The sequence below is a fragment of the Oceanicoccus sagamiensis genome, assembly GCF_002117105.1.
In the GTDB taxonomy this organism is placed as follows: Bacteria; Pseudomonadota; Gammaproteobacteria; order Pseudomonadales; family Dasaniaceae; genus Oceanicoccus; species Oceanicoccus sagamiensis.
This window is the reverse complement of record NZ_CP019343.1, coordinates 2,389,225-2,408,455: the sequence shown is the minus strand read 5'-3', so window position 1 is coordinate 2,408,455 and position 19,231 is coordinate 2,389,225. Positions and strand designations below refer to the sequence as shown.

The 19,231-nt window shown below is 49.4% G+C and carries 12 protein-coding genes; 1 reads left to right on the top strand and 11 read right to left on the bottom strand.

The genetic code is table 11. The features are described 5' to 3' along the window. Positions 1-4 precede the first annotated feature (4 nt). From BST96_RS10925 to BST96_RS10875, 11 genes are all read right to left on the bottom strand, one after another. On the bottom strand, positions 5-826 hold the full coding sequence (locus BST96_RS10925; protein ID WP_085758739.1) for a hypothetical protein: 822 nt from the start codon (positions 824-826) through the stop codon (positions 5-7). Between the two features lie 152 nt (positions 827-978). Beyond that, a complete protein-coding gene (locus tag BST96_RS10920; RefSeq protein WP_085758738.1) occupies positions 979-1,944 on the bottom strand; it encodes an FHA domain-containing protein in 966 nt (321 codons plus the stop codon). 79 nt (positions 1,945-2,023) lie between these two features. Continuing rightward, positions 2,024-2,866 carry a PP2C family protein-serine/threonine phosphatase gene (locus tag BST96_RS10915; protein ID WP_085758737.1) on the bottom strand — a complete coding sequence of 281 codons (843 nt, stop codon included), beginning with the start codon at positions 2,864-2,866 and terminating at the stop codon, positions 2,024-2,026. A gap of 89 nt (positions 2,867-2,955) precedes the next feature. Next, entirely contained in the window at positions 2,956-3,405 is a 450-nt protein-coding gene (locus BST96_RS10910; protein ID WP_085758736.1) for a hypothetical protein, read from the bottom strand. Continuing rightward, complete coding sequence (locus BST96_RS10905) at positions 3,402-4,256, bottom strand: multiheme c-type cytochrome (RefSeq protein WP_085758735.1); 855 nt, start codon at positions 4,254-4,256, stop codon at positions 3,402-3,404. Before BST96_RS10905 ends, BST96_RS10910 begins: the two co-directional genes overlap by 4 nt. 223 nt (positions 4,257-4,479) lie before the next feature. Then, positions 4,480-8,217 carry an LVIVD repeat-containing protein gene (locus BST96_RS10900; protein ID WP_206045327.1) on the bottom strand — a complete coding sequence of 1,246 codons (3,738 nt, stop codon included), beginning with the start codon at positions 8,215-8,217 and terminating at the stop codon, positions 4,480-4,482. A 17-nt stretch (positions 8,218-8,234) separates the two neighbouring features. Continuing rightward, complete coding sequence (locus BST96_RS10895) at positions 8,235-10,100, bottom strand: hypothetical protein (RefSeq protein ID WP_085758734.1); 1,866 nt, start codon at positions 10,098-10,100, stop codon at positions 8,235-8,237. Positions 10,101-10,109: 9 nt separating this feature from the next. Then, the gene (locus BST96_RS10890) at positions 10,110-12,173 is read right to left on the bottom strand and encodes a heme-binding protein (RefSeq protein WP_085758733.1); all 2,064 of its coding nucleotides are present in this window, start codon (positions 12,171-12,173) and stop codon (positions 10,110-10,112) included. 46 nt (positions 12,174-12,219) lie between these two features. Then, entirely contained in the window at positions 12,220-13,959 is a 1,740-nt protein-coding gene (locus BST96_RS10885; RefSeq protein WP_085758732.1) for a cytochrome c3 family protein, read from the bottom strand. A 9-nt stretch (positions 13,960-13,968) separates the two neighbouring features. Further along, positions 13,969-14,862 (bottom strand): hypothetical protein, encoded by an 894-nt coding sequence (locus BST96_RS10880; RefSeq protein WP_085758731.1) that lies wholly within the window; start codon positions 14,860-14,862, stop codon positions 13,969-13,971. Positions 14,863-14,865: 3 nt separating this feature from the next. Beyond that, positions 14,866-17,406 (bottom strand): cyclic nucleotide-binding domain-containing protein, encoded by a 2,541-nt coding sequence (locus tag BST96_RS10875; RefSeq protein WP_085758730.1) that lies wholly within the window; start codon positions 17,404-17,406, stop codon positions 14,866-14,868. A gap of 470 nt (positions 17,407-17,876) precedes the next feature. Here BST96_RS10875 and gdhA point away from each other — a divergent pair, with 470 nt between their 5' ends. Continuing rightward, complete coding sequence (gene gdhA, locus BST96_RS10870) at positions 17,877-19,220, top strand: NADP-specific glutamate dehydrogenase (protein ID WP_085758729.1); 1,344 nt, start codon at positions 17,877-17,879, stop codon at positions 19,218-19,220. Positions 19,221-19,231 lie beyond the last annotated feature (11 nt).

The following is a 19,231-nucleotide window of genomic DNA, read 5'->3' as shown; positions in this document are numbered from 1 at the left end:
AGGTTTAACGAGGCAGGTGAGCTGCACGGAGATAGGCATCATTCTCAGGGTCAGGGGAAACATAACCGCCACAGCGAGGTAAGCCAAAGAAAACTGACGGTATCTTTCGCGCCAGCAAATGCTGCTCTTTCGACCAGGGGGCGGGCATACGCATCATAATACAGGCGCCGGTCAGCGCCAGAGTTTGCAGGGCAATAAAAATAAGGGCGTTTTCATACAACGCAAAAAACCACAGGGTAATGGTGATATTAGGCACATGGGTAACCGCCACTTTAAGCCCGATAGAAAAAAGAGTGTCATGCTCAGGCGAGATATAAATATCCCAAAACATATCCATTAAAAACCACTGCCAGAAAGTCAGCGCGGCATAGACGAAAGCATAGACCTGCCAAGTTGCCCACTCACCGCCGCCAACCGCGGTAGCGATATTCCACCAGGCCAAAAATACCTGGCCACTGGCAGTACCCCACAAAATACCGAATACAATTTGGGGTAACAGGTCCAGCTTACGATCGAAGCGAATAGTAAAACGAGCCCATACGCCCCAATAAGAGAACAGTATCCAGGCAAAGACGCCAACCACCCAATACCACCACTGATCCAGCTCCATGTGTTCAGCGGTAGCGACGGGGTTGTTCAGCACCATATCCCAAACCCCAAAGTACCACCCCATTAAATACGCCAGGCAAAAATAGTTGATCGCCCGGTTCCAGGCCGCCATGGGGCTATAGACTTCGTTGTCGGTATTGCGGTAACGCAGCAGGTAGGTCAGCATGGAAACACAAAACAGCAGAGCAATCAGCGCAGCGGCTATAGGCTGGGTCATTGGTGGTCCCCCTGATCAGATCAGTTAGTCTTATTATTAGAGAAGTTTAGCAAACTGCAATGTAAAGTAGGTTTAAGTTTTACCAGGCCAGAAACAATAACAGCCGCCCGGTTAACCGGGCAGCTGTATCGGGTAAAACCAGAGCTTGGGAGCTAGCCTAAGACAAAGTAAAGTACTGCCGCTGTCACGACAAAAGCGCCCACAGCCAGTACCCAGGTAGGTAAACCACCACCTGACGATGCAGCCGATTTAGCTTCTTTAACTGGCTTGGCCACTGGATCGGTCGTGTCACCATCAGCATTCAATTTAAAAATAAACTCAACCTGCCCAAAGCGTACTTTATCACCGGAGCTTAAGTAACTGGTCAGACCTTTGTTGTCATTAACATAGGTTCCGTTAGCCGACATGAGGTCAATCAGCTTCCAGCGCCGACCTTCATGAATCAACTGAGCATGGTTGGTTGATACACTGCCATCATCAATTTGAATTTCACAACTATCCGCACGGCCAATTTCCCACTTGGTGAGTTTTTCACGGGTATTGAATTTAAAGGTTTTGCCTTGTAATTCACCACTGGTGCACACCAATACCGGCACATCGGTGCTGATATCCTCAGCAATATTGCCCTCACCAGCTTCAGGAGGCGCACTTTGCTTGAGCATATCCAGAGACATCACCTGGGTGCCTTCCGCCGACTTATTATCATCCAGCGCCCAGCTTTTAGGCGCCTGGAACATCTGTGTTTTAGCTTCCAGTACTTCTTCGTGAACCGCCGCATTGGATACGGTGGCATCGGTGGCATCTACCCCGCCAATCACACAAACTTCGTAAGCGAAGGTATCAAATTTAATCACATCGCCATTTTTTGCCAGAGTCGGACTCTCTACTTTATTACCATTCACAAAAGTGCCATTGGTAGAGCCCATATCTTCCACCAATACCGCGCCATCACCTTCGGATAAGCGCGCATGTTTTCTGGACAGCCTCTCCTGATCAATCACAAAGTCAGATGCAGAACCCCGGCCAACCACCATCTCGCCGCTCAATTCTATGGGCTCTTCACCGTCCAGGGATTTCAGCATAATGCCACTGGCTTGGGGAGTATCACTTGATGTCATTGCAGTTACCTATTTGTCTCTATATCTAAGTTAAACATTCTACTGTATTGCACCAAGCCAACGCCTGGCGTCAGAAATTCTATTTCAACATCACTAAAACCACAGCAAAGATAATGGCCGCGGCCACCCCACCGACAATCGGCAGCCAGGTTTTTTTAGCGCTGTCTGACTTTAATGCACTTTTTAAAGCATCAGCGGATACCACCGGTGCCGCCTTACGGCTTTGCGGGTCGATATCCACCACAATCACACTGATATTATCTCTGCCACCACTATCCAGTGCCGCATCGATCAGTGTTTGGGTGACGACGTCACTGTTCTCGCTGGAGCGCAATAAGGCACAAATTTCTTCATCGGTCAGCTCGTCGTTAAGGCCATCACTGCATAATAAATAGCGGTCGCCGGGTTCAAAGCTACCGGTGACGGTGTCCGGATTGGGCTCACCCACACCAATACTTTGGGTGATCACATTACGCTTGGGATGTTTGCGGGCTTCTTCGACGGTAATGCCGTTGTCTTTTAGCCACTCCAGATAGGAGTGATCGCGGGTCAGTAGCTCCAGCTGGTTATTGCGCAGGCGATAAGCTCGGCTATCACCCACCCAGGAAATAGTATATTGCTGATTGGCCGTCGACATGGCGACAACCGTAGCCCCCATACCCTTGGCGCGCTGGTTAACTTCAGCTTCCTGAGTCACCGCCTCGTGAGCTAACTCAATGGCTGCCGATAATGTCTCGCCCTCACTATAAGAGGAGCGCAGTCGTTTGACCACAATTTCACTGGCTACTTCACCACAGGCATGGCCACCCATACCATCGGCTACCACCCAAAGATTAGAGTCAGCGCTGCCAAAGATATTATCTTCGTTATGGTCCCTCACCCTGCCCGGGTGGGTTTTGGCATCGAACTGTATAAAAGCCATAGTGCTTAGGGTCTCAGTACGTCCTAATCTCAGTACAAACGCTCTTTGTACTACTTATTGTTAGAGCTAGCTATCAAACACGTGCCATCTTATTTAAATGCACTTTTCACCTTAGCAGCAACCGACTTAAAGGTTTGCGGGCTAAAGCCATCTTCATTTTCCAAAGTATCGTACAACGAGTTGAGTTGTTTCTCCAAATCAGCATCCTGGTTCAATGCAATGGTGATACTTTCAATCGCCAAAAAGGCCTGCTCAGCCGCAGCAAAATCACGGTACTGCCCTTTGGCAGACTGGGTTAACAGGCGGGCTCTTACCGCTTTGGTCTGCTGGTCGCTATAAGCAGTAGCAGTCAACTGCTGATCCAGACGGGCAACCACCGCCGATAAGTCAGTAACCGCTTTTTTCAGTGATGATTTGGTCGTCAAAGAACCTTTGTGCATAGCGACAACCGCCTGCTTAAGCTTGGCGTTTTCAGCGGGCAACACTATCTGGGTTAATTCCAGCAACATCAGGAAATTGGCGTCATTTAAACGAATCACACCCGGAGGAAGGCCGGCTTTAGCTTCAGTTGGCCCCAGCGGGTATCGGACATGGGGTGGTGACAGGCATGGCAATCATAGAAATACAGCTCTGGCACCAACTGGTTTTCACTGATCAGGTAGGCATCCATCAGCTCTAAACTGGCTTTCGCGGTTTCAATCTGACCGACAATCCACATGGTAAAGCCGCTGAATTCGCCCTTGCGCTGTTTATAGTCGGCATCCACCAAATAGTGGGAGGGCTGATTGGCCGTAAAGGTTTCCAATTCAAAGCTCAGGCGAGGATGACCTGCGCCCATTATTTTATGGGTGGTGAGCTTATCTCGGGTGCCGTAATGGCAGGACAGACACAGCTTGGCCCGAGCCAAACCATCCTCTGTAGGGTACATATTTTTATCAAGATTTTGCTGATGGGTAACACCCTCTTCGGTGTGGCTTTCTATCCACTGCTCGCCCCCGCCATGACAGGCTTCACAACCCACACCATCGTTAATCTGGAATTTGGGGCCGCGCTTATCGTTGGCGACATTATCAGCATGGCAGTCCAGACAAATATCCGCGGTATGGGCGCTTTTCAGACCAAGATTACGGGCTATACGCTTGGACTCTTTAGATAATAAAGTCTGGTAGGCTCTGGCATGGCGATCTTCGGTTGACCAGGTGCGATACTCATTGAGCATCACATTCTCGCCCTCGACCGGCTTACTCTTACCGTGGCAAACGCTACTGGCACAACTGGCAACACCCAGATGCTTATCATCATCGTATTGAGGCAAAGCATTAGCCTGTAAGCAAAGCAGGGCCCATAGTGCCAAGGCCGATAATAAAGCTTTTATGTTGAGTACGATCACGGCACCCAGCTCCCTTCTTGTATGAAATAGTTGTTATTAAACAGCCGTTATTAATCCGTTGATATGAGCTACCACAGCTCGACAGATACGTAGGCGTGATACCCCAAGGCTTGCGCCGACCGATCAAGCCGACCGATCAAATTAGTATAGGCAATTATTGGCTATATGACTGTGAAAGTTTTGTGCAAACGAGCATTCGTTCACAGCCATACATGCCCCCGGCTTAATCTTCAACAAACCAGGGCTTGCCGTCGCCATTCAGGTACATTTTTTCCATTTCCTGCTTATTAAAGGGCCTTGAACCACGGCGGCCAAAGACAGAGATTTGCCCTCCGGTTTCATCCACCCCACGGTCACGCTCCAGTGGCCGAGACAAACTTAATGCCGGTTTGCCGGTTGCATATTTGGCAATTAACTGCGGCTTGGGATCAGGGCTAAAGCCATAGAACTTGGGCTGGCTCTCTGGCGAGGTTAGCTGCAAGACTTTTAAGCCACCGCTACCATCAGCGACATAGCCAATTAATGACGCGTTAGTTGTCGCCACAATCACATCGCGGCTATCTTTAAGTTCACCATCCGCATTAAATCGCTGGTACTCCTGCATCGCCTCTGGCTGAGTGATATCGACAATCACCACACCTTCGTCACCCGCTGCCACATAGGCATAGGTTCTGGCCAAATGCATTTTGTAAGCATTGTTAATGGCGATGGTGTTATTGGCAATCATTAGGGGCTGCTGGATATTACTGATATCAACCACTTTCAGACCTTCGCTATCGGTAACAAATAAATAGCGGAACTGAATCGCCGTAGCCTGAGCACCGGTCATTGGTATAGTAGCGGTTACGCTTGGCTCCAAGGGATTATCCACATCGACAATCACCACACCGGTATCAGTGGTGATATAGAGGTAGTGGCCACCAACAGTGACATGGCGGGCGCCATCGAGAACACCACCTTCATTCCAGGTTAAGGCGCGCTCAAGGAAGTTATTGCGCGGCTCACCATCCATAAAGGTATCGATATTTACCAAAATCAAACCTTCCACCGCATCGGTAATCACCGCATAGGTATAGATGGGGTGAAACGGTTGCTCCTGATTGTCGATACGCATCAAATCGCCCTGGTTTTGCGCCGGGGCAATTGGCTGGTTAGACGGCAAGGCAACACAGGTCGCATTTTCACTGCTGATATGGGCATCATGGCCTAGAGCACTAAAGGGTGCAGTAATAATACGCTGGGAAATACCTTTGTTGGCAATACTGGCTACATCGTAGACCTGCATACCATCACTGCCCTCTGCCACATAGAGGTACTCACCTCGCAGTTGCAGACAGTTGGCTGTACCGGCAGAGTGTTTATGCACTTTTTGCAACACCATTAAATTATCCAAATGGTCCTGATACCAATCAGGGTAGGCATATTTATGCAGATAGCTGCCGATAACCGCTTGCGGCTCATCCCACTCCGTCACCTGTACCGCACTGATTTCTCCGTCACCACCTAACCAGGCGTTATAGCCGACGAAGTTAATAAAGTTGGTACCCTGCATTAAGAGCTGCGCCATAATCGCGTTGTTATCGTTATCTTTGGAAACGTGGCAATCGCTACAGGTTTTGGTTTCTGTTTTACGCACAGTATGTGGGAAGTGCGGGTTAAAGGCCTGCGAGCTATAACCACTGGACGCGATGGGCGGCTGCTGGATATAGATCTTCTCACGGTTGGAATTAGTAGAAGACAAAACTAACGCCGAGGTTGAACGGGTCGGTGCTATCTTGCCACCTTTAGCCGGGCCACGGCGACCTAACATAAAGATTTGATCGCGAGCTACCTGCGGATTATAGGTGGCATAGTTACGACTCTCACCGCCCTCATAGTGATGGCGTTCGGTTTTCCAGTTCGCTTCAATCGGCAGGTGACAACCGCCACAACTGGTGGTCCATGAGGTATGGCAGGTATAACACTCCATATCATCATAGGAGTGCGCCAAATCTTCAGCGGGCACATCCTCACCCCAGTTTTGCTTGTCGGTATCTTTGCTCATCAATTTTGCGCGGGCGGCTTTCTTATTGTACTCGGCGTGCCCTTCGGTCACGCTGTCTTTAACCAGACTGAGCTTCCACTCTTTGTCCGGGTATAAAGAAGAGCGCTGGAACAGCTCACCATCGATCCACTCGAAACGACGACGACCATCGGGAGTGCGCAATAATGACAGGTCGGCACCGCCCTCAAGAGCGGCGGGACCGGAGGTATACAGATTGGGATACTCTTTGGAGGTACCGTGACAATCTTTACAATCCACCTCTACCGCCAAGGCCACTTCACCATAAATATGGCCATTACCGTGGTTATCCTGTGAGAAGTGACAATCGACACAGTGCATACCAACATCGACATGGATGGATGACATATGTACGGCTTTTTCAAATTTCTTTGGATCATCATCGGCAACTTTTGCACCTTCGGCATCTAACAGATTACCTTTGCGGTCGCGTTTAAAAATAGCGCGGAAGTTCCAACCATGACCGTGGTAGTCGGCAAATTGCGTATCCTGCATCTTGTCATTGTTATCCCAAACTTTTTTCAGGAACTCAACATCGGCCCACTTGCCCCGTGGCGCCGCACCTTCCGGGTTGCGATCTAATACATCGCGGGTTTCCTTATGGGAAGGATACTGCTGTTGCTCCGGCCACATTTGCGGTGCGTCGGACTCATAGTCCCACATGGTGTAACCGAGGAAGGTATTCATAAACATATTGGGCTGGTGCATATGGCAAATCATGCACTGACTGGTGGGGATTGCCCGGGTAAAGGTATGCTGTAGTGGATGGCCCTTTTCTTCTTTATCAATGGTAGGGTCTTTGGTGATGGACTGACCATCGTGCCCAAATTGTGCATAGGGGCCTGAGTGACGCGGGTCGCGGTCATTGGCATAAACTACGTGGCAAGAGGCACAACCGGAGTTGCGGTAATCACCAGGCTGATCGTTAGTACCGATAAACCAGGTAAAAGGATCGTTTAAACGGGTTTTGGTAATATTGATAACCGGCACTGAAATTCTGCCACCGGTTCCCGGTCCTCGGTTCGACTGCTTGATATCGGGACGACCCGGCTCTTCCAAGCGCTGAATTTGGCCAAGGTTGCTGGGCAAACCGGTTTCTGGAAACAGGTTGGTAATATTGCGACCTCCGCGTTCAAATACACGGAAGATATCACCAGGCTTTATGGTCTCCCAGGCCGGTAATGGATATAGGGCTTCAATTACCCCTTTATCCGCTGCCGCTTGCTTAAACTCATCAGGGATTACTGGCCCCTTAATCAACTGCGCCTTACCATCGCGGGTATAAGACTCACCCAGGAAGTAATTTTTATTCGGCAGAATACCATTATTATAAGAAGCGCCACCCCATAACATCGCACCCGTGGAGTGCAAACTGCGAATAGAGGCTTCAATAGTGGCTTGGTGACAAGCGCCACAGGCTTCATTAACAATGCGATAATCCGAAGGGTTAATAAAACGAATAAACTCAGGGCTTTCATGGTTTAACAGGGTGTAGGTTCTTTCCGGGTTACGACTGCTGGGAGTGGGCCACTTGTCGGGAACCTGCGGAAGAATATGAGCCTCACTCATTGCAGCCAGATAAGGCTCCTGCCCATTCTCGCTACCGTCCGGACGGAACACGGAGGTGTTACCACCATGACAATCGGTACAACCCAGTTTGACACCGGGGTTGGTATGCATGGTTTTACTATCCGAATCAGTATGACAGCTAATACAGCTATTACTTTTCTGGTCAACTTCGGCTTGCGATTGTGACGCTGGCGCATTCGGCGCAGTCACATAATCGCGCTCCACTTTTTTGTACATACCAGCGGCATTGGCGGTTAATGCAACACTTAGCAATAAAGCAGCCTGCAATATTTTTCCGGAGCTTGTTATCATTTTTTTGGACGCAGTCATTGTATTAATATCCAATTTTAATACGTTAAAATAAGATTGAAGAGGAAGTAATCGGCGTCTTCATCTTCAAATAAATCATCATAACCATCACCGGGTAGTAAGCGCGCATAGGAGGCTCTCAGTACCACGTTCTGTGACATATACGGTCTGTAAATCAGCGCCAGCGATAAGTCCTGCCCGATTTCATCATCGATGCTGCCCTGATTACGGGCGACTTCCAGCACTTCGGTTTCATCAAAATATAATTGATTAAAGTTACCGCTTAATCTCAACTCAGGGGTCAGATCCATATCAAAACCCAATCCCATTAAAATAATACCGGGGTTGGTAAAGTTAGATTGGCCTAACTCTTTTGATGAGCGCATGGAATTTAACACACCGTTACGTTGCGATAGCGCAATACGACCACCACCAATCAACGGAACATTTTGCCGAATCCAATAACTGTTATCACTGCCGGCAAATTGCGGGTTTTCAAAGATAGCGTCAAAGCCGGTAGCTTTATCATCAAAGGGATCATCATCGCCACTGCCGTAAAGAAAGGAGGCGCGGGGTCTAAACCAATCAAAGTCCATCGATAGTTCAGCGGCGAAAAAGGCAGCTTCTATATCAACTTTTTCATCTACAAATACACCGGGGTCAGTTTCACCAAAGGCAAAATAAGCAGAGGCGGTTAAGTTTAAGCGACCGATATGGCCATCACCGTTATAACCGATATAGGTCACGTCATAACCACGGGGCACTTCTCGACCCAGTGAAGCCGGGCGGGCAATAAAGCCGTTATTATCAAAAAAGAATTCGCCCTCTTCATCATTATGGTTATGAATTAATGTCACCTGGGACATAAAGCCTTTAACCCATAAATCCTGCCAATACAGATTGGCGGCAAACACATAGTCGTCGCGGAAAGATTCACCGTGGTCGTTTAAGCCACTATTGGTATCTTTTTCCATCCGCTGAAACAGCGCAAGATTGTATTGAAAAATATTATTGTCGCGATTACCAAACAGGCGTATACCAAATTGGTTATCCTGAAATAAGAAGCCGCGAAAATCTGAACTAAAGGGCTGGATACCAACACGGAGACTATCGAAGTCAAACCGGTCTGATACATTGCGCAAGTGCACATCAACAAAGGCTGCCTGCAAACCAATATGGTGATCATGGCGGGTATCATCACGACCGGGGTCAACATTAATGCCCTGCACTTCATCCAGATTAACGTAGTTATAGTTGATCACCGGGATAATACGAAATTCATAATCGGGTGGGCGAAATACGGTATCGCCTTTATACCAGACAAATTCCATCGCCAGATTTTGGTTAAGGAGCCACTGATCGGAAGAACCAAATACATCGATACCTCCGGGCTTGCGAGTTGAGCTACCACCGACTGGCGTGGGCACTTCACGCTTTTCATAAACCGAATCAGAAATAATGCCGAGATTAAAAAACCAGTCTTCGCCATAAACCGGCTTATCCCCTTTTAAGGTATTGCGGTGATAAGGGTCGTACCAGTTATCTTCATAGCCCAGGCTATCGACAATACGCCAGCGGTCCGGTATCGGCACTGAGGCAACATAGTCTTCAACACGGGGGCGTGGAATGGGCGAAACCGGATTGGGCTTGCGCGCTCTTGAGGGGTCAGCCTCGGCAGTTCTGCGCCTGCTGGAACTCTCGCTTTTGCTCACCACCTCCGTCTCAACACTGGGCTCACAAATAACCTGTTTGCTGGAACGACGGCGTTTGGCACTGCGCCCACTCTCTTCAGCCTGAGAGGCTTCTACACAATTATCTTGCGTCTGGGCAGTACTGCCTGGGGCCGTCAACAACATCGATAAGCCAAGCGCAGCAGCGGTTGTTATAGATATTTTTTTCATCATGACTTCGCTCTATTTCCCTTCACACACATTGTCATCGTCGCTGTCTAAAAACGGTGCCTGTGGACACTGAATAAATCGTAAACGCACGCCCTGTGGAGTTAACTTGTCTGCGCGTATATCCGCTGGCGCATTATTGATGGAACCATTTAAACGCTCAGCGGCATTGTGCACACCGAGAAAACTAATCATATCGTCCTGATCAATACCATCACCGGAAACACCAATGCCACCAATCAGTGTACTGCCGCGGTAGATGGGGACACTACCGGGGAAAATCTGGCTACCGTTGGCCATTTGATTATTGGTACCAGTGGCGACAAAGGCTAATGTCTCAGGGGTAAAGTCCACACCGGAACAGCGATCATTAATATCGGGGATGGCACCGGTTAAACCGGCATTTTCGGTAGCCACACTTAATACGTGCTGGATAATGCCATTCATAATCATATCCAACTGCAAACCGGTAGAGAAAACACTCCAGGAACCGGCAGGTTTACTAAAGGGCCCTGGCGGATTGCCTTCCAGACCATCGGGATAAAACGGACGTGATAAGTTACCGCCCGCGCGATCAGAAAAAGCGAAAGCGCCATCGGTCAATGCATTAGGATCGGGAATAAAATCCTGAACTGCAGTGACATAGTCACCGATCACCACAGCTTCACGAGTGGTCAACGCCAGAGCATCATCTGAAATATCAAAATATTTAGCATCGGGCTGCGCGTTTAAAAAATCCGCGGCGGTTGATGCTGAAAAGAAAGCCGCTGTACGCGCTTTTTGCACGGAAACATCCGCACCAAACACAGGGGCATCTCGGGTACGTACCATGCCGAGAATTTCACCGGCGGTATCCACCACGGTAATAGTGACTCTGGCCTGACTATTAAGAGGGCGACGAATTTGTGCACGCGCTCTATTGGCAATAGACAGCGCTTCTTCCATAACGACCTGTACTTCGTTGGCGGACATCAAACCATCACTGCCAGCCACTGCCGGATAACGGTTGGCATTAGCGGCATCAACAAAAATAAACGCATCTAAACCCGCAGGGAAACCCGCGGTATCCTGACGAATACCTGAGGCGGGCTGACCAAAAGCGACACCACCGCGGATAGTGCCATCGCTATAACCAAACACAGGGATTAAGGCGCCAGTAACCGCAGGAATACTGGCATAGGGTGTTGCCGTTTCCGGGTCGGCCATCAGGTCTGAAAAACCGACATCACTAAAACGGAAGGTTTTACCTTCAACGGTAATACGGTCACCGCGGCGATCAACCGGGGCTGAATAATTATATGTGCCAGCAAAGGCAATCATTTCATCGGCATTGCGGTCACTATCTGCAATGGATATATCCAGCGAATATAAACCATCGGCAATAACGCCAATGCCCCCTACTGGTGTACCGTTTTTATACAGTGGCAAACCACCAGGGTCGGCTGATAAACCTAGCGGGGAACGTTTGGGACCATGGCTAATCGCCGTATTGTCCACAGTAAAATCAGAACAGGAAAGCTGGCTAAACTGCACACCAAATAAGGGACCGGCGGGCTGATCGGTTTCACCCGGATTAAAATTTTCCTGCACAATCTGGCTGGCAGAACGAGTAGAAAAGGCATTGCCTTCGGAAGACAGATAAGCACCGGTAATCGCTTTGGCAATCGCGGCCTGATCATCAATATTTAGCGCTACGCCACCGGTAGGCAAGGCGATACCTTCCAGCCCGCTATCGATCACAGCATTGCCATCAGCATCCGTTTGCGTTGCTAATAACACACGACGGCTTGCCGGATCACCCATACGGTAAACCGCTAACACATTACCTACGCGGTCGGAGACAGCAATCGTGGCATCAATACCCTGAGCCTGCGCTTCGGCAATAGCCTGCGCCAGAATGGTTTCTACATCGCTGGTAGTCAGGCTGGTCGGTGTATCCGCACAGGACCCATCACAGCCACTGGAGCCATTATCAACATTCTCTGCGGTGCCGCTTTTATCGGCAGTAGAGCTACCACCTGAACAAGCTGCTAGCGCAGCAATCATTGGCAGGGCCAGACATAGTTTTCGAAAGTTCATTTTAGATTCCTGTTCTAAATCCTTTGTTGCTTTCTTATTAGTAAACTTACAGCTGTTCTTTAGTCGGCGGATGGAAAGCATGACAAGACACGCAATTAACCAATACCTTATTGTCGACTGACACATCACCGTGGCAGCTCTGGCAATTTTCAATACCCGGAATCAACACATCGGTACTACTAGCTGACTGCCCAGCCTCGTGACAACTGGAGCAGACCTGATTCTCGGTCTTGCCGCGCTGGGTTAAGTGGCTGGCGTGGTCATAAATAGCACGGCCATACCAATCGTGATTTATTTTGACCGGCAACACAGTCCAGCGGGCATAAATATCGTCGGAATTATTATCAGAGACTTCATGACAAGTCACACAGCCACGCTGGGTAAATTGAATACCCGCTTCGATTGTTGCGCGCTTCATACCGCAATCAAAGGGACTTTCTTTACAGGCTTCAGCACCCACTGACTGGCCAGGGCGACGTCGACGACGCTCTGAACCCGCAGGCTTATAGTCGGGGTCGGTGTAAACGCGGACAAAGTGTTCTTCAATGGTTTGTACCACGGTGCGGGGGTCACCATGGGGCAACTCACGCTCGGGGTCAGCCACATCAAAATTAAGATCGTGACAGGAAGAACAATGCTGCTCCATGGTAATCGATTCAAAATGTTCGTTATCAGATTTTAAGGTGTGACAATCACTACAGACCATCGCTTCGGCAGTGCCAGCCGTTTGAACTTTTTCTGCATCAAGGTGCACGTCGTGAGGGAATTTTAAATTGGACAAATCCGCCTGCGCCGAACCTTCAAGATGCAATTGGTTGTACCACTCAACACCAACGCCGGTACCCTTCTCAACAATTTTCGGCAATAAATAATTCAGTTTAAAGGCCGGATGTGTATCACTATCAAAACCGGTTACCGCCTCTACCCCGGCAGAAGATGCGGAGACTTTTAGCGGGTCATCATGGCAATCGACACACAGCGAGTCGGCACTGACCACCATTGCCGCGGGTTCATTATGTTCTTTATGACAGCTCTGACATTCAGTAACACCCAGATCAATATGCAGAGCCCCCAACTCACCACCATGGGCAGTATCACCATAGGCAAAGTGATCAGCCACACCCTGGTGACAATCAATACAGGCTTCATCCTGCACCGTTTGGAAAGGAACCTTATGACAGGCTGAACAATCATCACCAATTTCTAACTGGTGAGCGGGCAGCAAGGGGCCACTGGACCACAACACATCACCGGCACTTGCTTTACTGTATTGCTGATGACCGGTGGCCGGGTCAACGGGGTTGTCCCGCATAAAGTGCGCGGAAATCGGCCACAGTAAAACCGTTACCACGACTAAAGCACTTAACAAATAGGCCGGTAATCTTTTTCCCAAGGTGGTATCGGCAAGGCTGGTACGATAAACCGACTCCAGTGCATGGTCCTGTAAATCATGGTCAATGGTGATTTCACAGGCTGCATCAAAACCCGCCGGTGGCTGGGCCACTGTAAGTTGATGGGATTCAAACTCAACAATATCGCCCACCGATAGCGCATGGCTTTTAACCACCTCGCCATTGACTACAAAGGTATTTTTATTGACGCCAGTAATCGTAAGCTGGCCACCAGCGTTTTTAATCACCGCATGGGCCGACTGGATTTTACCGCCGCGAACCTGGATCAGCTGGTCGCCCGCGCTACCAATACTGACAGTATCAGCCGTCAGCTCGGTATCTTGATAAACGACCATACCCTGATCAGTCGTTACTTCCCGTAATAAAAAATCCATAGCGTGGGTCTACCAGTAAAAAAATACAGCAATAATATGTACCGCCAATGCAAACAATAAAGCAATGGTTAGCGGTATATGAAGATACAGCCAAATCTGCATCCAGCCCTGTAATTGAATATCTTTACGAATTTTTCGCAGCAGCGCCTGACGGCGGCACAACATCGTCAGCAATTCTTGTAAGGTGGCAGATTCATCCTGTTTACGGCTGCGAGGAATGCGCTGGGCGATAAAATCGACCACGGCTTGCTGGTCTTTATTGCTGACTCTGGATGCCGCCGTGCGCAAGCTGTCTTCATCAGCCTCTTTTAACATTTGCGATGCATCAATAGCCATAAGCTGGGCCACCGCACCGCCACCAATATTGGTTCTATCGATAGCGCTATCAACGACCGCATGAACTTGCGGGTCGCAATTTTTACTCAGCTTGCGAACGCTTTCGTTCAGGCTTGCAAGCTCGGCAAACAATTCTGCACGGGAGCTATTGGCCCGATTGCGCGCACTTAAACTGGGGTAACGCATATAGACATAGACACCGCCAAAGCCACTAAAGATAACCAGGCACATTAAGCCGTAGGCCAGAGTATGCACGTTATAGCCAAACTGCACCGCGCAATGCAGGGTAGCCACTATCAGCAAACTGGTTCCCAGATAAACATGTGCAGAGGCCCAACCCTGCATCGAACCCAGCCGCGAACTATAGTTGCGTTTGCGCTTGCCCAGCGCGGTTAACCAAACAATTAATACCGCCCCCAGCGTACCTAATACATAACCCTGCCAGGTGCCGCCATTGGCAGGCTGTTTACCACCCTGAGTGGCGTAGATAGCAAAACAAATGGCGAGCATCGCTACGGTAATAAAAAAGTAGCGGCCGTTTTTAAATTTTAAAATATTGTCATGCATCGCTTAGCGCTTCTCTACCAGTTGCAGAAATTGTTCGGGCGATAGCCGGGCTGCGGCCCCTGTCGGGCAGGAGTTAACGCAGGCCGGGCCACTGGGCTGACTCATACAGGCATCACACTTAACGGCTTTTTTGCCTTTCTTCTTGGCGACTTCATCTGGGCTATAGCCAAGCTCTTCGCCTGGGCCTGAACCGGAACCAAACAATAACCAACTCCAGAAGCCGGGTTTTTTCGGTGCATCGTAGGCCAGCTTAATGACATCGTAAGGGCAGTTAGATTCGCAGTTACCACAACCAATACAATTGTTGTCGATAAACACCTCACCACTGGATGCCCGGTGAATCGCATTGGGTGGGCAATCTTTCATACAGTGGGGCTGTTCACAATGACGGCAGGAAACAGGGATATGTAATTCGCCGTAGGAGGCACCGGACTTTCTATCCAAACGAGAAATCCCATTATGGGTTTCGGCGCAGGCTTTTTCACAATTATCACAGCCGACACAAAGGTCTTCTGCAATCACTAAGCAGTTAGTTGCCTCACCCAAACCTTCGTCCATTAAGAACTGCATCACCGAACCCACTTCGGGGCGGGCCTCCATGGTGGTATGGGTCACTGCGCGCTCACTGGCATTGCTTTGCAGCACTTCAATCCGGGAGGTATCTGCTTTTACCAGGCGCATAAAGGATTTTCTATCGAGTTCTATCGTTTCGGTCAATACAGCGGCGGTGGCGGTCTCGCGTCGAATGGGATCACCCATCAAAGACATTTCGCCCACAATTTTTCCGGACTGGTGCTGGGCCACTACAATTTTTTCGCCGTTGGTTTCTCGCAATAAACTCACCGAGCCACGGCGAATAATATGCAGCGAGTCACCAACCTCACCCTGCTTAAATAACACCTCACCGGCTTTATATGTACGCAGCTCAGCCGATGCTGCAAACTCGCTGAGTTTTGCCACGGATAATTGCGGCGCCACATGTTTTTGCAGGGCGCGAACAATAAAAATTAAATCGATACCATCGCGAACTTCATCATTGGAGTTCATCAGTTTAACCATGGTACGACGGGGTGTTTCTACAATAATACAATCTTTGCCGGCAATGGCATTGCCTTCACGGGGCCTGCCAGATAGCAAGCTGGCCTCACCAAAAAACTGGCCGCGGGTATAGGTCATCGGCTTGGCAATACCGGGCATATCCACTTTGACTTCGCCTTCAACAATGGTGAAGAAGGAGTTGGTAAAGTCTCCATCGCGATAGATAGCATCACCGGCGCGAATAATTTTAGTAAAACGCGGGCGCGGATCACGCTGGGCCAGTTTTTCTTCCAACGCTTTGGCCTTGGACTGCACATCCTCCAGCATCGGGCCATCTTCGTAACTCACCAAAATGTCGCTTTCAATCACCAACTCACGAAACTGCAGAGCGTTCATTTCCCGGAACATGGGTATACGCTGCTGAAACAGGGTAACGAGATCATCAACATCTTTCAGGTAGGGCAGCAAATTAAATTGCAGCTCTAATAAAGGGTGGTCGGCGGGTTTGATGTCGTGGCCGAGAATATATTCGACAACATCATAGCCCTGGTTCATCGCCTGCTTAATGAGCGGGTAACCGGCAAGAGAGCCGATAATATATAAACCCTCAACATTGGATTCATATTTGCCGGTTAACTCAGGGATTGCGTCGGGCTTTTTGTTGGGGAACTCAACACCAATCGACTCCACAAAACCTCTGGGCGGTACACCACCCAAACGGGCAATCACCCGGTCACAGGCAAAGCTCTCTTCACCCTCTGAGGTATTGAGGGTAATCTCATAGCCGCCTTCTTCGGTCTGGGTAATGTGTTTAACACTGGTGCTGTAGTAACAGGTCAGTGGTACGGAGGCATCAGCATTGGCGGCGAGTATGGCATTCAGGTTGCCCTCCTTCGCCCTGGAAAATTCATCGCGACGATTCAGGATGGCCACTTTATTCTGCTTGACCAGACCCAGCGCATTCTCAATGGCGGAGTCACCGGCACCCACCACGACCACAGTTTCATCGCTATGGGCGGTAGGATCATCCAGCGTATATTGAACCAGTGGAAAGTCTTCGCCGGGCACACCCAATTTACGCGGGTTACCCTCAAGGCCAATCGCCAAAATCACATAGTCTGCATGAATGACTGAACCATCTTTAAGGGTCAGGGCAAAATCGCCTTTTTGGCCCTCAATTTTGGTCACTTCGGTGTTATAGCGAATATTAACGTCGCTATCGTCTACCCGCTGCTCCCAGCCACCCAGGATGGTTTCACGGCTACCGGCAGCAAAGTCAAAATCACTACGCAGATCCAAAAAACCCGGCTCAGCCATAACATGCTTGCCCTTTTGGTAGCGCTGGATGGTTTTGGCCGGTTTTTCAAAGGATTCAAGGAGGACGTGGGTATAGTCATGAGAGGGGTCAGCTTCACGTTTCTGCTTATCATAAAAAGCAGCGCGACCCGCCGCGCTCAAGCCCGCCGGGCCTGAACCAACAACCGCTATATGAAAACGGTTAGACATCGACATCCCCTGTTTGATTATTTTGCTTATTGTTTATGCCCACCAATGGAAGAAGCCATTAGGGCACTTATTGTGCTTACGTTTTATTGTATTCAGCTATTGTATTGAGCTACTGCATTAAGCTACTGCATTAAGCTATAGGTGACTACAGCTTTAACCACAACAATCCAAGCTACTGGCTTATCGGCTATCTGGCCATCAAGACCAACCCCTTACCCCATAAACCAGCTACGCATTAAACGATAATTTTAAAGCCACGGCAATATGTAGGGACAATATGTAAGCGCAATATTTAGACTTAAACTCACCCGCCCCATAAAGAAGCAGGGATATATACTTCTCTACGGATAAATTCGTCTACACTGAAAACTTGCCCGGGCGCTAACCAGAAATAACTTACCTGTAAGTAAAGGCTCGGCAAGGTTGTTAGCCAATAAAAACCAATACACAAGCTGTCACTGGAGGGCGCTATGTACGAAGACTTATCTCTCGATCATTTTATGGAAGGGCTGAAAAAAAGAACACCTGGGGAACCTGAGTTTCACCAGGCGGTTTATGAAGTAGCTGAGTCGGTTATCCCATTTATTCTTGAAAACCCCAAATACCAGCAGGCCGGCATTATCCAACGTATGACCGAGCCTGACCGCACGGTGATATTTCGGGTTAACTGGGAAGATGACGCAGGCAATATCCGGGTAAACCGCGGCTATCGAGTGCAGTTTAATAACTCTATAGGCCCCTATAAAGGCGGCCTGCGCTTTCACCCGTCGGTAAATTTGTCGATTTTAAAATTCCTCGGCTTTGAACAAACCTTTAAGAACAGCCTGACCACACTGCCCATGGGCGCTGGTAAAGGAGGCTCGGACTTTAACCCCAAGGGTAAATCTGACCGCGAAGTAATGCGTTTTTGCCAGGCCTTTATGACCGAGCTCTACCACCATATTGGCGCTAACACCGATGTACCCGCCGGCGATATTGGCGTAGGCGCCCGTGAAATCAGCTATATGTTTGGCCAGTATAAGCGTCTGGCCCACGAGTTTACGGGTGTGTTAACCGGCAAGGCGCTGGAATTTGGCGGCAGCCTGATTCGCACCGAAGCTACCGGCTACGGCAATGCCTTCTTTATGGAAGAAATGCTGAAACACCACGGTGACTCGATTGCCGGGAAAACCTGCGTGGTATCAGGCTCCGGTAATGTAGCGACTTACTGCACCCAGAAAATTAACCACCTCGGCGGCAAGGTTGTCACCATGTCCGACTCATCGGGCTTTATTTATGACCCGGACGGTATCGATGCGGAAAAACTGGCTTTTATCATTGAGCTAAAAACTGTAAAACGCGGGCGCATTGCCGAATATGCCGAAAAATATGGCTGTGAATTCCATGCGGGCAAACGCCCTTGGGAGGTTAAATGCGACTTAGCCTTCCCTTGCGCCACGCAAAATGAGCTGGATGCCGACGACGCTAAAGCATTGGTGGCCAATGGCTGTAAAGCCGTCTCTGAGGGGGCCAATATGCCCACCACGGTAGAAGCCATCCATGTCTTACAGGCCGCCAAATTGCTGTATGGCCCGGGTAAAGCCGCTAATGCCGGAGGTGTAGCCGTCTCTGGCCTGGAAATGAGCCAAAACAGCTTGCGTATGTCCTGGACCGAGGAGGATCTGGAGCAGAAACTGAAGGATATTATGACCGGTATCCACGCCCAGTGCGCCAAGCACGGTGATGATGACGGCTATATGAACTATGTAAAAGGCGCCAATATTGCCGGCTTTATCAAGGTTGCCGACGCTATGCTCGCCTACGGTGTTGCCTAACACGGCCTGCT

Bases quoted from the DNA above. Each gene is read 5' to 3' on its own strand.
- BST96_RS10885 (WP_085758732.1), bottom strand. From the start codon at position 13,959: ATGGATTTTTTATTACGGGAAGTAACGACTGATCAGGGTATGGTCGTT.
- BST96_RS10900 (WP_206045327.1), bottom strand. From the start codon at position 8,217: ATGACTGCGTCCAAAAAAATGATAACAAGCTCCGGAAAAATATTGCAG.
- BST96_RS10875 (WP_085758730.1), bottom strand. From the start codon at position 17,406: ATGTCTAACCGTTTTCATATAGCGGTTGTTGGTTCAGGCCCGGCGGGC.
- BST96_RS10915 (WP_085758737.1), bottom strand. From the start codon at position 2,866: ATGGCTTTTATACAGTTCGATGCCAAAACCCACCCGGGCAGGGTGAGG.
- BST96_RS10895 (WP_085758734.1), bottom strand. From the start codon at position 10,100: ATGATGAAAAAAATATCTATAACAACCGCTGCTGCGCTTGGCTTATCG.
- BST96_RS10880 (WP_085758731.1), bottom strand. From the start codon at position 14,862: ATGCATGACAATATTTTAAAATTTAAAAACGGCCGCTACTTTTTTATT.
- BST96_RS10920 (WP_085758738.1), bottom strand. From the start codon at position 1,944: ATGACATCAAGTGATACTCCCCAAGCCAGTGGCATTATGCTGAAATCC.
- BST96_RS10925 (WP_085758739.1), bottom strand. From the start codon at position 826: ATGACCCAGCCTATAGCCGCTGCGCTGATTGCTCTGCTGTTTTGTGTT.
- BST96_RS10890 (WP_085758733.1), bottom strand. From the start codon at position 12,173: ATGAACTTTCGAAAACTATGTCTGGCCCTGCCAATGATTGCTGCGCTA.
- gdhA (WP_085758729.1), top strand. From the start codon at position 17,877: ATGTACGAAGACTTATCTCTCGATCATTTTATGGAAGGGCTGAAAAAA.